The sequence below is a fragment of the Photorhabdus thracensis genome, assembly GCF_001010285.1.
In the GTDB taxonomy this organism is placed as follows: Bacteria; Pseudomonadota; Gammaproteobacteria; order Enterobacterales; family Enterobacteriaceae; genus Photorhabdus; species Photorhabdus temperata.
On sequence record NZ_CP011104.1, the window covers coordinates 3,197,964 to 3,217,577 of the forward strand.

Genomic DNA, 19,614 nt, shown 5'->3' on the forward strand with positions numbered 1-19,614 from the left:
TCAACCAGATACTAAAACAGGCCTCTAAACGGGGCCTGAATCTTTCCTAATTAGTTCCTTCACTCACCACAAAATAAATAACTTTTCAAAATAATAGATCACTTGGAGGGAACTCAGTCCGATTTTTGCGATCTGATCAATTGCGAAAAATCCCAAACCCCAACACGGACTGAGTGATGCCTATCATAGCACCTATACCTCAAGATGAATGCCAGAAAATGAGAAAACTTATCCATAAAACCCGTGATAAGAACTATTCCCGTCGATTAACGGCGTTATTGATGCTCAATGAAGGATTGACAGTGACTTATGTCGCCAAGACCCTTCATGCCGCACGCTCTTCCGTCAATCGTTGGGTTCAGTGGTTTACATTATATGGGCTGGAAGGACTCGAAAGTTTACCCGTTGGCCGACCTGTTGTCTGGGATCTCTCCCCACTCTATAACCTCTTACTTTTCTTATTACAGCAATCCCCCCAAAAGTTAGGCTATCTCCGCTCTCGCTGGAGCCTTGAACTCATGACTCATACCCTCAATGAATTACTCAACCTCTCTCTGACGCAAAATGTCCTTTATCGTTACTTTGCTCAGGTGGGGATTGTCTGGCGTAGAGCGGCACCCACAGTGAAACAACCTGATCCCGAATACGATGAGAAAATGGCAAAGATCGCGGAAGCCAAAGCGAACATTTCAGAAAAACATCCCGTTTTTTATGAAGATGAGGTGGATATTGATTTAAACCCGAAAATCGGCGCGGACTGGTGCTTCAAAGGACAACAAAAACGGGTTATCACCCCGGGAAAAAACGAAAAACATTACCTTGCGGGCTGCCTTAATGCCCAAACAGAGCAAATCACCTATGTTAAAGGAATAAAAAAGAATTCTGATTTATTTATCAAAATGTTAGATGAACTGAATCATCAATATCCCCATGCGGAAACCCTCACATTAATCTTAGATAACTACTGTATTCATAAAAGTCAGAAGGTAAAGGACTGGCTGGCACGACATCCAAAATTTACCCTGTTGTTTTTACCGGTCTATTCACCGTGGCTAAATAAAATAGAACGGTTATGGCAATCGCTCCATGAGACAATAACGCGAAATCATTGTTGTCAATTTATGTGGCAGTTACTGAATTATGTTGATGCCTTTTTGGCATCGTTTTCATCACAGCAAAAGCCAGGAAGACAAAAAATGGGTGTAGCACAATTATGAAATCTTATTTATAGCAGAGGATGAATAAGATGGCAAAGCAGAAACTTATTCAGCTTATTCACATTGCACATAGTAATCTAAAACTAGTACTACAGCCGTACTTACTTTTTTCAACAGAAAAGACACTCATAGAAAAGCTTAATTCATGCGGTTTCTCAGAGTGGTGACCATCAAGGAAAATGCAACTTTCTGGTATCTACGGCTGTAGTACTAGTACTACAGCCGTACTTATCCTGAGGGTGGGCTCCCCCCTCTGCGACGGTAGTGACACTGCTGAGCACGGTACTGGTGCCTCCGCCTCCAGAGAGACCAATGCAGAATGTGTTCAACGACATCTTGGGTTTTCCACATCAGTCGTGATAGTAGCCTGCGCAACTCCGGGACGCTCAACGCAATCAGCCCCGGCACCGTTTTTTTTCTCCTGCACCCGCAAGGCTACCAGCACCGCGTGGGCTAACAAGGACAGCGTGATGTGGCGATACCAGCCCTGCCAGCGCCGCACTTCGTATTGCGCCAGACCGCACTCCCCCTTGGTGGCTTCGAAACCCGTCTCTATCTCCCAACGCCGGCCCGCCACCTGCGCCAGCGTCTTGAGCTTCGCCTTCTTTCGTGGGGCATACACCACGTAGTAGGCTAATTCCTGTTTCTCATCACGACTGCGACGCACGAGCAGGTAGTGACCGAAACGCCGTTCTTCCCGCGTTAATTGCAGGCGCCACAGCGGGGTAAACGCCCAGTCGTATCGACGTTCGCCTTTGGCGCCGGTTCCCGCAGACCGGCACTTCCAGGCTCGGGGCGTCAGCGATTTGGCGATGGCCTGCGCACTCATGAACACCGGTCCCTTCCACCACAGCGGCTCATTCCGGGCGACGCCCAGTACAAAGGGCTGTTGGCGCGACTCCAGCCAGACCCGCAGGCGGCGGTCACCGCCATAGACACTGTCGCCCGCGACCCAGCCACAGGGGACGCCGGCATCCAGTGCCCGCTCAAGCATCCGGCGGGCCAGCTGGGGTTTCGTGGCAAACTTCACTTCCGTGGGGATACCCGCCGCCTCACGCCGTGGCGGGTCATCAACCCACTGACGGGGCAGATATAACTCCCGGTCAATGAAGGCACTGCCCCCACCGCCGGCATAGCACAGGAAGACGCCAATCTGGCTGTTCTCCACCCGTCCGGCGGTGCCGCTGTACTGGCGCTGTACGCCGGCGGAGTACTGCCCTTTCTTGATGAATCCGGTCTCATCGACAATCAGCACGCTGTTGTCATCCCTCAGGTGGCCGACAACGTAGTCACACAAGATATCGCGGGCCGCGTCGGCATCCCACAAGGCACGTTCAAGCAGATGCTGTACCCCGTCAGGCGTGGCTTCGCCCATCCACTCAGCCAGTTGCCAGCCGTTCTTGCGTTCGACGTTGCTGAGGAGTCCCTTAAGGTAGGCCAGACTGCGCTGTCGGGGTTCGGAGCGTTTGAACAGGGGAGCTAAACGGGCGTGTAATGTATCCAGCTCCTGTGTCCACAGGGTCAACGGTGTTTGCATCGAATCTTTCGCTATGTTGGCATGAGAACTTGGCGCATTATGACACAATATCTATCTACGGCTGTAGTACTAGATGAGGATACGTATCGTCAGATGCTACTGTCAGAAACCATAAGAGCCTCTACGCGGGAGATGGATATCCCGCAATTAACTTGCGTTTTGGAAGTTATGAAAAAGCGCGGTTTTAAGATTAAATCCCCTAATAAATCCAAAACATCACGTCCATTAGATTGCCATCCCCAATCAAAGAAGATACGTGCATTGTGGGTGGAAATGGCATCTATAGGTATTGTTCATAATAATTCTGAACAAGCCTTAGCTCACTGGGTTAAGCGTGAAACGGATATTGATGGTTTACAGTGGTTGGATTCAGACCAAGCCAGCAGCATTATTGAAAAACTTAATAAGTGGCAGAACCGCGTCACGAGGAAAAAGTATGAATGATATGAATAACTTTCGTAGCAAAGGTCCTGAGTTGCTGGTTGAACTGGCACAGCATACAGCCTGCACGGTCAGTGAAATAATCCATGTTGAGCCTGCGTTAGCCGAGCAAATTGGTGAAGCTGTTGCGAACCATATGATGCAGGTTTGGGGCGGTCAGAATGTCTATTTTCCTATGGGCATGGTTTGGAAAGTCAGCCTCCGTGATCGTGAGATTTTCAACGAATTTAACGGTAAAAATCATCATGATCTGGCTCGTAAGTTTGGTGTTTCTATTCAATGGATTTACAGCGTAGTGAAACGTATTCGAAAGGAGGAACTGGATCGCCTGCAAGGTAAGTTATTCGATAACGAGTCTGAATAGGCAGGTCAAACTAATTGAGCTTAGTAAAATCAGATGGCAGACTAAGCATGATTCTCGTTCGGTCTGCCTTTCAAATACTGAAAAGGATTTACAATTGAATCTCCATAACTTCCCACTTAGTCCAAGTTTTTCCCATAATTATCTTTCGGTTTCTTTTCAAATATCTTACTTATGATCACTAAATCGATGCTTTTCATTGATTCATGCAGCCTTTCATTCCTCAATCCAGTAATACGGGGGTGATCAAAATAACCAACGTGCTGCGCTGATTCTCTCCGGACTGTCCTCCCCCAAGCAGGAAATTACCTGGTGTAAAGGTTCCCGTCTTAGTCACCCGAGTATCAGCCTGTTCAAATCCGGTGAGTACCAGCGCCTGCCCGGCACGCAGATTCACTTTCTGACTCAGTGAACGTAACCGGGTATACGGCATCTCGATATAAGAATTACCTTCTTTAGATGTGAATGAACGGATAGTCGGCGGATCAGACAGGTTAAAAGCCACTTGTAACTGAACATCCCCATTACGCTGTATCAACGGCAACAAAGTCATATTAAACCCGGTAGTAATCATCCCGGGCGTCAGAGCTGTGGTGGCTCCCACATCCGTAGCCGTCGTTGTACTGCTTTGAGCCACATACACCGTCTGATCAGCCATCTGTATCGGAATGGGGGTCAAATTAGTGGTCGCACTTCCTTGAGAGGTCACCACACTGACATTACCTTGCTCGCTCAACGCCTTTATCAGCAGGCTGGAACCGGAGAGTTTTGCCGCTTTCCCTGTGGCACTTTCCAAAATACTGACACCCGCAGACGTTGCCCCACTGCCCATACCGCTAAAACTGCCAGACAGCGTAGCCCCCAAATTATGCAATGAGTTATAAACTAATCCCCAGTCCAACCCCATTTGCTCTTTACGAGTAGTGCTGACACTCAGCACTTGAACATTCAACAAAACCTGACGGTTGAGAACAGTATTTTGTTCTTCCACATAACGGGATACCGAATCCAGTACCGCTGGCGTGTCTGTTACCATCAGCGTTCCACTGGAGCTTGACAACCAGAACCGACCCCGTTCGGGCGTCAACATATTCTCAACTGTCTTACGGATGTCTTCGTATAAATCACTGTTCAGATCAACCGTGGTTTTCTGTGAAGAGCTGGCCTCCCCAGAGACAGAATTGTTGACATTACCACTGCCCCCTGATGTCCCCATACTACTGGTTGAACCTGAGGCAACACTGGCATTACTACTGGTACGGGTGTTGAGAACATTCAACTGAAATGTCCGGGTTTCGAACCGATAAAACACGACGGCCCTATTATCCATCCTCCATGCAATCCCTAACCGGCTGGCAATATTGTCTAAAAGCCCCGTTAGCTCCCCTTGCCAATTGAGACCCGTGAGGACTTCTGGCTCTCGACGCTCATCCGCATTAATTGAGTGTATATCTCGATCATCCAGCCAATCCAGTGGCATACGCCCCTTATCATCAGCTGTCGGTAATGCCCTATTCGTCTGGCGCGTCAACCCACCCGCCGTGGTTGACACTCGTGATAAAACATCGGGCGCTACCGTGACCCGAATACCACAAAGTTGGGTAATGCGTTGTCCCAGTTCCGGTAATGTCAGCCCGACTTTACTGTTAATCGTTATCTGGCAGGACGGTAACCTTACCGACGCGACAGGCTGAACTACCGGTTTCAGATTCACCCAGGGTTTATCTACCCAGGTTACCACCGGGTGTTTCAGGCTATGCTGTTGGTGCAAATGTTGTTGTGCTACCCGACTTTGCACACTGGCTTCACGCGCCATATTATCCACTGCCGGCAAGGTACAACCGGACATCAGCGCCATGCCTGTTACCGCCGCCAGTGGAGCAAGGCAAGTACAAAGCCTGAGTGAACACCATTTATTTTTCATCACATCCGGTCCGTTTTTTCAGTTGAAATACACCACATCACCATCGCTAATCCCGTCAGGAAGAGTGAATCCTATTGCCTGGCCAGATAAGCCATACAACCGTCCCTGCCGGACTTCACCCATCAACATGGACCCCTTAGTGCGTTCGCGCAGAGCGGTGACAAGACCGGGTATTTCCGGCATCCACACCCAGAGCCGGCCTTGACTGATAACATGCCGGATATGGGCATCAGGCTGAAAAGGCAGAATGAGCTTACGGAGATCCACCGTGCCATTTTTAGATGCATAGCCGCCACGCCAGTGATTAATGGCACTGGCTAACAGCAACATTTGATCTGCCAGTATTCGAGCCCTTGCGTTGTCACGATCGATATGCAGTTGTTCTGCCTGTCGCAGCTGTATACCCCCTGCAATCAGCAGAAAAACCAACGCAAACGCACTGATGACGTACCCCATCACGGCTTACCGGGTTACCGGTTTATCACTGACTGAAATCAGGCACTGAAGGCGACTGACTTCGGCAAACAACGGCTTCTCGGCCTGTCGGTAAAGATCAAACACTTGTACCAACAAGGACTCAAAGTTGCCTTTGAACGTCAGCGGTGCATCAATGCGGTAATCCGTCGGTGACGACCACACCACTACCCAATGTCCTCCTACCGGGCAATCCGTTGTATTAGCCCACCGCTCCAACGTTCCACGCAAAGTGGTTTCTGTTTCCGCACGCCAGATGTTGCCTATCGGTACCGTTGCCACTGGTGTACTGCCGCTCAGCAGGGATTTAACGGGCTGAATAGGTGATACTAAGGAAATGGTTGTGGGTTTCCCTCCTGTCACAGGAGATTGAAGGGTATCTGTTTTCGGTCTTTCAGCTATCAGGGACTTCACCGGTAACGGAGTGGCTAATATGTTATTGGACAATGTAGATGCCGGTAACGCCGGTGAAGAAGCTATCTGCAACGGTACCCGCATTTTGGGTGGTGTTATCCGACCAACCGTTGTCTCAGAAAATTGACGATATTCATCACGTAAAACAAAACACACTTCACGATTCACCTCATCTACCCGGATACGCCATGCAGACCCGGCAACAATCTGTAACGCTTCACTGAGCCGTATCGGCCCAATTTTGCGTTGAACAGCAGGTAATGGCCTGCCTATCAATTTAACGAAATGGGTTGCGGTGGTATCGCACAGCGAATAACCGGTTCCAAATAGCAGATAGCGCAATCCATCACCAATGCGTTGTACCAACGGTACTGGCATGGTGATATTGATGATCTGATTGAGTGGTTCACGCTGCGCAGCCTGGCTGCCTACACTCACCAAAGTATAGCGATCATAGCGCGTAACTTCTGGTGTCAGAGGATAGATATCGGATACGGCGGGACGTGCCTGATGAGAATGGTGAAAACTTACACCGGGTGCGGTAGTCTCCTGAGCTTGTCCGGTACACCCAGCCAGTACCATGACGGACAACCAACTGAGTGAGAAAAAAACAGGGTTTTTCATGAGCATTCCCGTGCAGGTGATCTTAAATGCGATTTACTGTGCGAGGATCCGGGACTGAACTCAACGCAGAACTCTTTTTGCAAAATCAAAAAAAACGCACCAATCGAAGTCAGTGCATCAGATGAGTCAATTTGTCAGAGTTAAAAATTTTTGACACTTTTGTCAGATTCACATAGGGGGTTATCCTCGGTGAATACAGATAAGCGATGTGATCATAAGAGCTTGTCGTAGAGGACCACACTTTCATATTTTGTGGACTTAATGAAGAGTTGGGGGTGCAGAAGCGTCGCAGATGGGGCACGCTATTGGTGTGGGAGGAAAATAAAGTTTCATCCCAATGTATAGATATGATAGCTACAGTTGACACATTGAAGCATGCTAACTATAGTTATCACATGATAGAACTCATCAAAACAGACTTTTTTGACCGCTGGCTTCGTAATCTTCGTGATGCACGGGCCAAAGCGAGGATCGAAACACGAATCAGGCGCTTGAGCCTCGGAAATCCAGGTGATGTGAAACCTGTAGGTGAAGGTATTTCAGAAATGAGAATAGACTATGGCCCAGGATACAGAGTCTACTTCATAGCTAAAGGCCCCATTGTCATTGTGCTGCTGTGTGGTGGAGACAAAGGCAGCCAATCCCACGATATTAAATTGGCAAAAACCATTGCCACGCAATGGAAGGAGTAACCGATGAAAAGCCAAAAAGTAAAGTTCAGCCGCTACGATACTGCAGACTATCTCCAAACAGAAGAAGATATTGCGGCATATCTGGAGGCCGTAATGGAAGATGGTGATCCTTCCCTTATTGCGGCTGCTTTGGGTGACATAGCACGAGCCCGTAACATCAGCCAACTAGCAAGAGATGTTGGAATGAGCCGAGAAGGGCTTTACAAGGCCCTTTCTGGCGAGGGAAACCCTACATTTACGACAATCACAAAAGTTGCTAACGCCTTAGGACTACGTTTTACTATGCAACCCATTAGTACACCGACAACGCACACTCAATAGGATGAAACTTTATTTTCCTCCAACAATTGAACTAATTCGTGATGGAAGTGGATGGGTTAGAAAGGCAGGACATAAAGCCTGTCTCTTCTACACAAATTCCCTGTTGCAAAATAGGGAATTTTTTTGAACTTATCGCAATAACGACGATCAATCCCTTTAAGCTATTAATTAGCTGCTATGTTACCAGAATAATATTAAGATGATGCCTTATAATAATCCCCCTTAAACACTCTATCTTTTAAGACAGGCAATAATGAATCGACATTGCCATTATCTATATAATGCTTGCAATAAGGTTTTGCCTGAATAACAGTCCTAAGTTCGTCTGGCGAGATCAGCGTGCTGGAGTATAAAATTTTTATCCCCATATACGATTCAACCTCCGCGCCTATATGGGTTGCTGTCAGGGCACGAGCATACTTTGACTGCTATTCATCCAAAGAAAACTCTTGCCCGATAATCATCGCACCAACCCGCTTTTTTAAGCTTGTTCCTTTGGCTCGGTGCCCCGCAATCGCATTGTTTGACCAGATTCAGGACGATACGACGGAATAAGGCCAGATTCTCAACTGCACCCTCCAGAACAATTCGTGAATCATCTTCTTTAAAGACCACATCAAGAATATAGTGCTGGGTATTTTCAATCCGCCAATGCTGGCGAATATAATATCCCAGTGATTTATGCTTGGGCGAAAGGGAACTCACATAATAAGACGTGTCCACCGTTCCTTTGCCATTTTGTGTCCGGTGACGTTCTACGGCGATAATGCTACGAATGGTCGGCCATTTCTCGATTAATTCTGCCGTAAATTGGGGCTTTAACTGAAACACATAACGCTCTTCACGCCGGCCATGGGCTTCTTGCTTAACTTCCGTGATAATTTTTTCTTTACCGGCATCAAACACCGCCTGAAATTGCGATTGGACGGCTTCCCACAGATGGGGTTGATTTTTTTTCACCTGAACCACGACATGGGCTTTCTTTTCGCTGATTTTTTCCAGCGTTTGGCGCTGACAATGCAAAGCATCCAGCGTGACGATGCTGCCTTTCAGGTCAAGGATATCCAACATCTGCCGCACGATACTGATTTCCCCGTTTTTCGTGGCAGTGGCTTTCTGGCTCAGGACTAATCCTTGTTCCGTATCATATGCCGTGACCAGTTGGACGGCGTTTTGCTTTTCATTACGGTAGGCGCGTCGCAGAACTTTTCCATCGAAGGCAATGACCGGTTTCCCTGCCTGTTCACGTTGTTCATTGATCCAGTTGAGCAAAGCCTCCAACAGCGAATCAAGTTCAATAGCGCGCACAATTCTGGCAACCGTGTGTCGGCATGGTATTCCACTGAGAAAGGGGCGATATTTTTTCAGCCACGTAATTTTGGCCCGACCATAAGTTTCAATATCTTGCCAACCTTCAGCGCCAGCGAGAATGGCGCTGATGACAAGAAAAATAACATCAATCAGCTCGTATTGACGATTGATGTCAGAACGAGTTTCTTTCACAACGGTTAAATGTTCAATCAGGGTCTGGTTCGGATTCATGGGCCAGTATTAAAAAGAAAAATAAGGAGAATGAGATCATATAATTACGGTTCATTCAAGGGGGGGGGGTAAAAAAGTATGCTCGCGCCCTGCCCCAGTCACAGAGTTATCTATGCTCCTGGGGATGCGTTCACTTGCCGCCGCGCTGCAAATTGAAATCTATTGGGTATAACTTATTGTATGGTTTGTTAATAGAGGTAATATGTGATGAATGATAACCGACTTATTAAAATGCAGAAAATGGCTGAATGTTTTCATAAATCTGGTGCATTATCGAACATAACCATGCGAGAAATTAACTCACTGGTAAAGGACCAGCTACAAGGCAATGAATCATTTTATTACTGAATTTGGTGACCGCTTGCACGGTCACCTGTAGCGGGAAAGGGTATGTTTAATATCCTTTCCCTGGATGAAGTTATTACGCAACAGAGTTTCTGCGTGTCATTCTTCTGTAATTTTCTACTCTTCCTGTCATGACATTTTCCATGCCGGATAATATTCCAGAACAGTTATGACACGCTGGGAAGTCTTGATTTTTGTCACCGACAAGCCGTTGTGTGAATATATAGGTACTATTCAAATGACTTGATATATTCTCTCCTTTTTTATTAGCTTGAGTTACCATATAATTTAAGGCTTGTACTTCAGCATGAAGGCCGGCAATTCCAGCCATTTTGGGTAAAATGTTATTGTTTTCCTTAATATGTGCTTTGATCCTCTGTTCAACCAGTGGATGTAATGCAGTCCCTGATTCTTGATACGCTTTTTTTATACCCGATATAAATTGTTCTTCATTAGCAACACGATAGCTGCCAAGATCCATATTTGGCCTCCAACGTTTTGAGGTTTTAAGGGTACTGGGATGATACTGTTCGAAACCAGGCTTCGCTTTTTCGCTAGTAAGTTGCACACCAGGGAAGGTATTTTTTGCACCTAAGCTACCACTCAGATTCAAAAATTTATCTTTATAGCTAGTATCATGCATAATACCTGCATGGGCAGCATATCCTTTTAATTTTGCATTTGTGAACATCATTTTTCTGGATGTTTTTTCTCTGTCTTTCTGTTTAATACCTTTTAGTTTTCCCTCATTTCTTTCTGCTTCTTGTAATATCTCACCGGTACTTTTGGTGAAATATTGGTATTTCTTCGCCACTTTTGGATTCTGCTTATATAAAAGTGGCGGAATATCAGGTTTGTTTTGGGGAATAGCAAGATCAAGCCAGTCCAAACTTGACAGTCCCATATTATCAGCAAGCGTCACCGGGTTATTCATCACCATACAATAGAGGTTTAATCCATCTATCGTTCCCGCCGGATCTGCGCTTAGCCATCTGCCTGCCCACGGCTGATAATACCGGTAGCCGTAATAATACAGCCCTGTTGCATCACGTTCTTTGCCGGAATACCGGATGGTTTTGTAACTGGCTTCTGTCTGGCTTCTTGCTGCCCATAGCGCTGTTCCACCAAACGGATAGTATTCTTCCTGACTGATGATTTGTCCGTCGCTATCCAGCTCAAGTTGGCTGGAACCAATAAGATTATCGTAACTGTAACGCAACTGGTTGTTGTTGATACCTTTTGGTGGTGTTGTCTCCCAATGTAATGTTCGTACTTGTGCGCGACCAGCTTCACCTACGATGATAACCTGCAAGTTTTCCGTTGTGGTGGTGCTATTTTGGGTTGTGCGTAGTTCCAATCCTGGCAGGTAAACTACCCGCTGTTGTTGGGTGGAATTCTGCGTTTGCTGTTCACTCACTTTTAACATCCGTATCCCGTCACTGCCGTAGCGATACCATTCCTGATCACTGACATTTTTACGGTTCATTGGCGTCACCTGTTGCAGTTCACCCCGTGCATTCCAATTCAGGTTTTGCCCCGGTAATAAGGTTTTCTGATGGCCGCTTGCTTCAAAGAAAGCATCCACTAGTGCCGGATCTGTCGTCAATGTACTCAACACCGCCCGGTTGCTACGGTTCGAGACAGTGATGTCCGTGGTGTAGCTGTTTTGGGTTACGGGTGAGCTATGCCGGATTTGGGTCAGGTTGCCGCCAGGGTCATAGGTATAAGTACGTGTGTAGTTGGTGTAAGTGTTGTTATCAGAAGGTAGAGCAGGGGAGGGGAGTTGGTCACTTTGCTGACTTATATTAGCCATTTCACGTCCGGTAGTGCTGATAAGCTGATACAGGGAATCGTAGGTATAGCTATTCTCTGGTACCACTTTTTGATTACGCCAGAAGCGGGTGGCTTCGGTATCGTTACGGATGTTGATCACGTTGCCAACCGGATCATATTCATAGCGTAAGTCCTGCAATACTTTGGTGTCTGATAGACGGCTGGTCTTGATACCGATAAGCCGCTGGGTTTCCGGTTCATAAGCGTATTCTGTGATGATACCGTTACCATGTTCTTCGCGTAATTTTTGTCCGGCAGCGGAATAGGTCAGGGATCTGATGATCACCTGTTCATTCTGGCCTTTCACTGTCAGCCAACTGCCTTTTAATTGGCCGGCCACATCGTAAGCCAGACGCTGGATGTTCCCTTCCGCATCGGTTTGGGTCAACAAGGCGCCGGTAGCATCGGTTTTATGTTGGGTGGTATAGACATCACTGCTTAATTTCTGTACCCAGAGAGTCTTATCATCACCGGGCCAGTCAGCGTCCTGACCATCAATCAGTAATTGACGGGATTGCGATAAAACGTTACCGGTTAGGGAAAGGCTGTTCAGTTGGGTTCGCCCCGCCGTATCGTAGTGGTGAACACACTGACCGGCAAGATTCTGGTCTTTTTCTTCCTGCGTGTTTCCAGCCCAGATAAGGTGTTCGGTGATACGGGATTCCCCTTCCTTTGGCTCTTGTTCGGTCATGAATAACAAACGACCGGGCAGGGAGTTGTCTTCATATTGCCGGGTCTGCTTAACACCCGTTGCAGTTACAGTCAGGACAGGACGGCTTTCAATATCATGGAGAGTGACGGTGCAGCCAGCATCAACACTTTCTGTACGCAGGATATTGCCGGTCAGATCATACTGCCAGAGAAAATTGGGTTTCACCGTGTTATCTTCCTGCCAGGCGTCATACAGGCGTGGATCAATGCTTTGGCTCAGGTGTCCGTGGACATCATACTGGTGGCGGGTTATACGGGTATCGGCATTTTCTTCTGTGGTAGTACGGTGATAACTGATTTCACGAACAGTCAGCCCACGATTATCGTGGACGATGACGGTGGGTGTATGTTGGTAAAGTTTAGGGTCAACACTTTTCATGACTTACCTCTTTAGTTGTATTGAATAATTTCTGCAATCGTTGTTTTGTCTGCGTTACAGCAGATTGGCGCTTAGTTTAAGTTCTCCGCATAATGAGGATAATCACCCCATTGGGATACCTGAAAGACCTGTGGTAACAGGGTTTCAGCAGGTAAACGGGAATGACCTTACTCAGACGGTTGCTTGAGGGCTTGTTGCTGCAACTGGATAACAGTAGCAGGCATTGGTTAATTGATGCAAGTATCAGCAACTCTTTTGGCTCTCTCTATTAACCCACGAAAGTTGTTATTATCGCTAATGTTACAGGGTAGATTTTGTTGAAGGGGATCGGATTAAGATGCTGGTTTATTGTTATCCAGTCTGGCGTCAATGTTGACGCCAGACTGATTGGATGTTTCAGATTATTGTGTCAGGCAGACATTCCAACGAGAATCACCATGCTTCAGGCCATACTCGCAATTAAAAGCCGGCGTAACACCGCTCCCGCACAGGCCAGTCACCTGCCAAATGGATGGCTTGCAGCTTCTGCACGGCTTCCGTGATAGTGGGTTCCTTGCAGACCGTCAGTGTACTTTCCCGTTGATATATATCATCAATCAGGTCGGTGACCTGCGCGGTAAAAACGTCTTCACGTAATGCAGCGCAAGTTTCATTCGGTATCGGTAAAAAAATCGGGTTCATGATGTGTTTTCCTTGAATTAACGTCAGATAAAGAAAGCACCCGCCCAATATCGGGAAGGTGTCTTCGGCTCCCCGTTCAGAGGCCTGACGAGTTTCAGGATGAACGCCTCATTATCTTGACGTAGTGTGATTTCTCCTTTTTTCAATGAATACGCCTGTTGTCAGGCGAGTGTGTTGAGAGATAAACCCGATAATCGCTGCGCTGTTACGCAAGTGACGCCAAGCAGCAAGGACGTTTATCGTGATGGATTCAAAACGTGGGTAAGCCGGTATCACAAAAGAGACTGGAAAACTTTCATCGCCAGACGGCGGGTTATTTGTCCGACGATATCTGCTTCCAAAAGTGCGTAGATGTACCGCATTGCGATGCCTCCCTTTCAGGCTACGGAAGTTTTGTTTTCGCCACCCGAAGATAATTCTTGCAGGTTGTGGATCATTGATAATCACAATCAAAGATGTTAGCGATTGTGTCAGGTGAGATCAATTATTTGCTTAATATTTGTTACCCATGTAGGCTGAATAAATTATGAATACAAAATATCAACAACTCCTCATGGCTATCTTTTCAAGGCACTGAAAAATACCTTCGGATAATCTCCCGCCCAATTTCCATTGATGCTGATGCTGTTGCTGTTGCTGTTGGTGACGGTGCGTTGCAAATATGCAATGAACGACGACCGACCAAAAAGTGAAAATCATCTACCAGGATCTTTTGCAAGGAAAGTACATCCAAATGCATCTGTATATGGCTCTTTTACAATTTCAATATCTGAATTGCCTTGCCACTCTTGAAATAGTTGATCAACATCATCGCCTGTTGGCAGCATGATACCAATTTCATTAAAACGTTGGGTTTGCGGATCAGGTGTTTCACCACCAGACCAAATAGCAAAGAGAGCATCACCAGAAGAAGAGGCACGAAAAGCAACATAACGTGGGCTAGTAAAGATAGGGTCTGTTTTGAATAGAGATTTGTAGAAAGCGGTTGAACGTTCAACATTGGAAACATAAACCAGTTGCAAGTTGGCAGCCACTGGAACAGTAGTCTCACTATACATAAAAACCATTTAACATTAACAAAGTATCAACGTTAGTATTATTGATATAATTGGCAATAAAAATATTAACACAACTAAAAACTTATAAAACAACTCGTTATCAAGTAGTCTGTCACAAACTATAACTATATCATTACAATGATGCTAACCATGTTACAATACAAATGCAAGAGATTTTTCGTTATTATGTATTAATTAAAATAATGTATTAAAAATAAAAAATAGCAAGAATCAGTTAAGGGGTGCACTTGAAAAACGGAGGTAATCCTACGTTAAGGCTATTTTTTGCATACCTCCGATTTTACTGGCCAAAAGCCCTGTAGCGTCCGTTTCCAGGTTTCAGATTATGTGAATCTACCTATTTCTATTTAATTATATAAGGTAATTTTTATATTTTATTATAGTGTTTTTTATAAATGCCAGAATTAGTAAGCAATAGAATAATCACATAGGTGAAAGTGAACTAATGTTCATGCGATAAATGATGAAATAGATCTTAATTAATTTACTATTATTATTTTTTCGGCGTTAATAATATTGGGTTGTAATTCTGGGTTAAATTATGAAATAAAGTGGTAAATGGTAACAGCATTTAAAATGTAAGCAGTATATTGTGTATCTTTGCGATTTTACCATAGTAAAAACTTTTAGTTTTTTATTGAAATATAGTTATACATGGTATAACTTATTAGCAATTCTTATTTGTTTGTTATTGAGAAACTTTATTTCTTGCTAGAGGCGATAATGGTTTATAAAGAAATGTTAACGTGAATATTTAATAAAGAAGGTAAACTAATTATATAAGAGCAGATTTCTATCGTGTGTATAGAAATGTGTTTTTTATTTCCGATTTTTTAATGGATTTTTTATGTTTTTAAAAAAACTTGATTGGTATTAGTAATATCATAAATTGATTATTTTCTAGGAGATACAAATGTCAGTAATATAAATACAGATTTTTCAATCTGTGTTTCTTATACTGCCGTAAGTAATCCAGCGTATTTCTCATTACTGGATAGCAATAGACTATATGATACTTTTCTTGAAATGACTTGATTGTAAACGTAAAAATCCCATTTATTTTATTTTGATAGTTGTCTTTCTGGTAAAGATATTTTCCCTATTGGTGATATTTGCTGGAAAAGTAACGTTGTTGATTATTGTATTAACGATTAATTATGTGTAAATATCGTGTGGTGTATAAGCAATTATGATTAGATTTGATGATAAGATTATTAAATATAAGCTCGTTATTACATTGGCCTTAGTTAAATCATAGTTGTTATCTTTGTTCTTATTTTTTTACAAGGAATTAACAAGTCTAAATATTATTTTTCACAAAACGGTGACTCATTTTTATTTGGTTAAGTAGTTGTATTCAATATATGGTCATTTTTTTTCGGCGGGATATTAGTTATTTTACTTGCCGGATGATGAAACAACTTACTTATTATTTTAAGGGAGTAAATACCCTTCTTTCTTTATTTCTGGAGATGACTTTTGACTTCTCTTGCTTATGTTGACGCCCTTTGCGCGCTTGATCATCCTTACCGTGCCGATAGTGCTTGCGACCAACTGTTTGACGCGGCTATGCGCGAGCTGACGCGGTACCATTGTGAACACACTCCCGGTTATCACCAGTGGCTGAGGGCGAATGGTCTGGACGATCAAACACTGGAAAAAATGAACGATTGGTCGCGCTTGCCGCCCATTTTCGCTAATTATTTTAAACATCAGTTGCTGCTCAGTACCACCGGTCAGGATGCGCTGGAATTGACCTCATCAGGGACAACAGGTCAGAAAAGCCGTATGCGTTACGATACACGCAGTATACAGGCGGCCCAGAATATGGTTGAGCGGATTTTTGAATATTACGGCTGGAATACGCCGCAACAGCCCTGTAACTATTTATTGTTGAGCTATGAACCCGCCGGAGCGATTACTCTGGGAACCGCCTATACCGATCAGTATCTGTGTAAATATGCGCCAGTGAATCAAGCCTGTTATGCACTGCGCCACAATGGAAAAGGCAATGAGTTTGATCCGTTTGGTGTGATCCGAGCCTTGCAGGAGTTTGCTGTGCAAGGGTTGCCGGTGCGTATGCTGGGCTTTCCGGCATTCCTGTGGTTTGCACTGGAACGGATGCAGGAAATGGGCTTGCCGCCGATACAGTTACATCCTGAGTCACTGGTATTTTTAGGGGGTGGCTGGAAAACACACGCCGATAAAGCAATTCCAAGATCGTTGTTGTACCAGCGTTTGGGTGAACAACTGGGGATTCCTGACGAGCGTTGCCGGGATGGTTACGGTTCGGTTGAACATCCGGTGCCTTATGTTGAGTGTCGGCATCACCATTTTCATGTGCCAACTTATGCCCGTGCCTATATTCGTGATACGGCTAATATGGCGGTTCAACCCTATGGTAAGCCCGGTTTTCTGCATCTGACATCGCCTTATATCACCTCCAGCCCGGCACACAGTATCGTGGTGAGCGATTTGGCAGTGCTGCATTCCGCCGTTGAATGCGGTTGTGGGTTGGCTACTGATTGGTTTGAGTTATTGGGTCGTGCCGGTACCAGTAAAAGCCGCAGCTGCGCGATTGCGGCCTCTGAGTTGATAAAGGAGTCCTGAAATGTATTTAGTTAATGGCAAGATAATATCTGACTTGGAACCCGACGCGGTATTGGCCGAACTGAAAAGCAGCCTTGCGGATACGCTGGCTTATCCCCCAAGTGTACAACAAGTATTGGATTGTGCCGGGCGCTTTGCCGACAGTCTCGAGACTATCGCTTCTGAGCTTGCGCTGGATACAGCGACAATTGCAGCTTTACGCGGTTTTTGTCGCCGTGATTTGCTGGAGGCGAAGTTACGGCACGAGTTAGGCGAACAACCGTTTTCCCTGCGTCGTTTTGACTATACACAGCCCCGTTTTGAAGCCTGGCAACCTCTGGGGCTGGTAGTGCATATCACACCGGCTAATGCGCCGTTGCTGCCATTTATGGCTGTGCTGGAGAGTTTGCTGGTAGGTAATGTTAACTGGCTACGCCCCAGTAGCAGTGATCACGGCCTCAATGCACAGTTATTGGTGGAATTCCTGCGCCATGACTTGAGTGGCAAGTTGGCTCCTTATGTATCCGTATTGCCTTTACCGTCTGATCAACTGTCAACGTTGCTGGAGTGTGCTGATGCTGTGTCAGCCTGGGGGAGTAATACCGCATTGACAGCTATCCGTAGCCAATTGCGGCCTGGTTGCCGCTGGATCGACTGGGGACATCGTATCAGCTTTACCTATCTGGATCCGGAGTCTGCCGGCAATACTGATTACGACGCGTTGGCTGATGATGTTTGTCGGTTTGATCAACAAGCTTGCTCCAGCCCACAGTGTTTGTTGGTCGACAGCACTGATGAGAATGTTTTGCGGGAGGTGGCGAGTGCCGTGGCTTCTGCGTTGGCACGACGGGCACCGGTATGGCCGGCCTTACAGCCTGACATACAGGAAGCGGCTGAAATCAGCAGCCAGATGGCATTTTTGCAGTTAGATCATACTTTTGCTGGTCTGACTGGTTCATTTGAAGAAGGGGATGGATGGCGGGTAGCTTGGGTGCAACGTCAGGAGCTTGCGCCATCGCCATTGTATCGTACCCTGCAAATTCGCCCGGCGCCACGTGCGCGACTGGTGGAAATTTTGTTGCCGTGGCGCCCTTATTTGCAAAGTTGTGCTTTGATCGCCGAAACAAATGAACTGCCGATGTTGAGCCGCCAGTTGCTGGCCGCAGGTGTCAGCCGGGTATGTCAGGCCGGAGCGATGCACGATGGTTATGAAGGTGAGCCACATGATGGTGTTTATGCATTGACCCGGCTTGCACGACGTGTCTCAGTCAGCTTGAAAGCTGAACAATTGCCGGGCCATGTCACACTGGATAAATTGGCGGTCAATCCTCCAGAACTGGCCGGGGTTCCAGTGATGGATAAAGAAAAGTTTCAGCAAAATGGGGTGACGTCGAAAGCACAGGTGTTTTTCCGCAGCGGTGGCAGTAGCGGTACGCCGAAACTGGCGGGTTTCAGTCACAGAGATTATCACAGTCAGATGCAGGCTGCGGCGGATGGGCTGTTTTCCGCCGGTTTAGATCCGGCCCAGGACCGGGTAATGAATCTGCTGTATGGCAGCAACTTGTATGGGGGGTTGCTGAGTTTCTTCACTATTCTGGATAAATTATCCGTGCCGCATTACCCGATGGGAGGCCCGATAAACGATGATTTTAGCCAAATCAGGCATTTTATTGTCACTCAGAGGGTTAATACGCTGATAGGGATGCCAAGCACGATATATCAGCTGTTTGAACGTGAAGGAGCCGCATTACGTGCCTACGGTGGTGTGCGTAAAATTTTTGCTGGTGGTGAGCATATTAGTGAAGAGCGTCGTCAGTTTCTATCCAGTTTTGGTATCCAGGTGATCCGCTCAGCAATTTATGGCTCCGTTGATGCCGGTCCATTGGGCCATGCTTGCACCTGTTGCCACGATGGGGAATTCCATCTGTTATCTGATATTCAGTGGCTGGAAATATTGGCTCTGGATAGTGATCAACCGATCCAGCCCGGCGAGACTGGTCGGTTAGTGTTCACGCCTTTGGCGCGGGAAGGGCAGGTAATTCAACGCTACGATTTGGGCGATTTGGGCCACTGGCTGCCCGGTCTTTGTGCCTGCGGGTTGCCGGCACCGCGTTTTAGATTGGTAGGTCGTCATGGGACATTGATACGGGTAGGTTCTATTTTTGTGAATCCAACTGAATTGTCAGCCGGTTTGGCGTTTCCGGTGCAGTGGCTGATAGGGAATCACGCTGGTGGTGGCGAATACATCCATGTGTTAGCTGAGGGTGATGTTAACCAGGTACGCGGGCATCTTATGCAACATAAAATGCTGAATCAGGTTGTCAGTGGTGGAATGCTTCAACTGGAAATTATCCCTACGCCAGCCGGACAGTTTCGCCGTCACCCGCAAAGTGGCAAAACGCCGCTGGTGCTGGATAGCCGAACCTGAGACCCATAATATTACTTTTTGA

General features: G+C 46.2%; 16 protein-coding genes. 7 read left to right on the forward strand and 9 right to left on the reverse strand.

Annotated elements, in window-relative coordinates; genetic code table 11:
* The first annotated feature begins 176 nt into the window (after positions 1 to 176).
* Complete coding sequence (locus VY86_RS13850) at positions 177 to 1,217, forward strand: IS630-like element ISPlu16 family transposase (RefSeq protein WP_011146697.1); 1,041 nt, start codon at positions 177 to 179, stop codon at positions 1,215 to 1,217.
* 170 nt (positions 1,218 to 1,387) lie between these two features.
* On the opposite strand, the gene VY86_RS25400 is transcribed toward VY86_RS13850, so the two are convergent.
* Entirely contained in the window at positions 1,388 to 1,552 is a 165-nt protein-coding gene (locus VY86_RS25400; RefSeq protein ID WP_202967583.1) for a hypothetical protein, read from the reverse strand.
* On the reverse strand, positions 1,543 to 2,754 hold the full coding sequence (locus tag VY86_RS13855) for an IS701 family transposase (RefSeq protein WP_238591457.1): 1,212 nt from the start codon (positions 2,752 to 2,754) through the stop codon (positions 1,543 to 1,545). The genes VY86_RS25400 and VY86_RS13855 overlap by 10 nt, the downstream gene beginning before the upstream one ends.
* Positions 2,755 to 2,775: 21 nt before the next feature.
* Here VY86_RS13855 and VY86_RS13860 point away from each other — a divergent pair, with 21 nt between their 5' ends.
* Complete coding sequence (locus tag VY86_RS13860; RefSeq protein WP_046975375.1) at positions 2,776 to 3,198, forward strand: regulatory protein GemA; 423 nt, start codon at positions 2,776 to 2,778, stop codon at positions 3,196 to 3,198.
* Positions 3,191 to 3,559: a Mor transcription activator family protein gene (locus VY86_RS13865; RefSeq protein ID WP_046975376.1), complete on the forward strand. Its 369-nt coding sequence runs from the start codon at positions 3,191 to 3,193 to the stop codon at positions 3,557 to 3,559. Before VY86_RS13860 ends, VY86_RS13865 begins: the two co-directional genes overlap by 8 nt.
* Positions 3,560 to 3,779: 220 nt before the next feature.
* Here VY86_RS13865 and pilN read toward each other — a convergent pair whose 3' ends face one another.
* From pilN to pilL2, 3 genes are all read right to left on the reverse strand, one after another.
* Positions 3,780 to 5,414 (reverse strand): PilN family type IVB pilus formation outer membrane protein, encoded by a 1,635-nt coding sequence (pilN, locus tag VY86_RS13870; RefSeq protein ID WP_167630902.1) that lies wholly within the window; start codon positions 5,412 to 5,414, stop codon positions 3,780 to 3,782.
* Between the two features lie 84 nt (positions 5,415 to 5,498).
* A complete protein-coding gene (gene pilM / locus VY86_RS13875) occupies positions 5,499 to 5,936 on the reverse strand; it encodes a type IV pilus biogenesis protein PilM (RefSeq protein ID WP_046975378.1) in 438 nt (145 codons plus the stop codon).
* A 6-nt stretch (positions 5,937 to 5,942) separates the two neighbouring features.
* A complete protein-coding gene (gene pilL2 / locus VY86_RS13880; protein WP_046975379.1) occupies positions 5,943 to 6,992 on the reverse strand; it encodes a PFGI-1 class ICE element type IV pilus protein PilL2 in 1,050 nt (349 codons plus the stop codon).
* Positions 6,993 to 7,267: 275 nt separating this feature from the next.
* Here pilL2 and VY86_RS13885 point away from each other — a divergent pair, with 275 nt between their 5' ends.
* Together VY86_RS13885 and VY86_RS13890 are read left to right on the forward strand one after the other, a co-directional pair.
* Positions 7,268 to 7,684 (forward strand): type II toxin-antitoxin system RelE/ParE family toxin, encoded by a 417-nt coding sequence (locus VY86_RS13885; RefSeq protein WP_338012128.1) that lies wholly within the window; start codon positions 7,268 to 7,270, stop codon positions 7,682 to 7,684.
* Between the two features lie 3 nt (positions 7,685 to 7,687).
* Positions 7,688 to 8,005, forward strand: a complete 318-nt coding sequence (locus VY86_RS13890) for an addiction module antidote protein (protein ID WP_046975380.1) — start codon at positions 7,688 to 7,690, stop codon at positions 8,003 to 8,005.
* 432 nt (positions 8,006 to 8,437) lie between these two features.
* Here VY86_RS13890 and VY86_RS13895 read toward each other — a convergent pair whose 3' ends face one another.
* From VY86_RS13895 to VY86_RS13915, 4 genes are all read right to left on the reverse strand, one after another.
* Positions 8,438 to 9,547: an ISAs1 family transposase gene (locus VY86_RS13895; RefSeq protein ID WP_046973751.1), complete on the reverse strand. Its 1,110-nt coding sequence runs from the start codon at positions 9,545 to 9,547 to the stop codon at positions 8,438 to 8,440.
* A gap of 421 nt (positions 9,548 to 9,968) precedes the next feature.
* Positions 9,969 to 12,815, reverse strand: coding sequence for an RHS repeat-associated core domain-containing protein (locus tag VY86_RS13905; protein WP_046975381.1), 2,847 nt, complete (start codon positions 12,813 to 12,815; stop codon positions 9,969 to 9,971).
* Positions 12,816 to 13,274: 459 nt separating this feature from the next.
* Positions 13,275 to 13,496 carry a hypothetical protein gene (locus VY86_RS13910; RefSeq protein WP_052760842.1) on the reverse strand — a complete coding sequence of 74 codons (222 nt, stop codon included), beginning with the start codon at positions 13,494 to 13,496 and terminating at the stop codon, positions 13,275 to 13,277.
* A 695-nt stretch (positions 13,497 to 14,191) separates the two neighbouring features.
* Complete coding sequence (locus VY86_RS13915; RefSeq protein WP_046975382.1) at positions 14,192 to 14,554, reverse strand: VOC family protein; 363 nt, start codon at positions 14,552 to 14,554, stop codon at positions 14,192 to 14,194.
* Positions 14,555 to 16,054: 1,500 nt separating this feature from the next.
* Here VY86_RS13915 and VY86_RS13920 point away from each other — a divergent pair.
* Both VY86_RS13920 and VY86_RS13925 read left to right on the forward strand, forming a co-directional pair.
* Complete coding sequence (locus VY86_RS13920) at positions 16,055 to 17,185, forward strand: LuxE/PaaK family acyltransferase (RefSeq protein WP_046975383.1); 1,131 nt, start codon at positions 16,055 to 16,057, stop codon at positions 17,183 to 17,185.
* A 1-nt stretch (position 17,186) separates the two neighbouring features.
* Complete coding sequence (locus VY86_RS13925; protein WP_046975384.1) at positions 17,187 to 19,592, forward strand: acyl-CoA reductase; 2,406 nt, start codon at positions 17,187 to 17,189, stop codon at positions 19,590 to 19,592.
* Positions 19,593 to 19,614 lie beyond the last annotated feature (22 nt).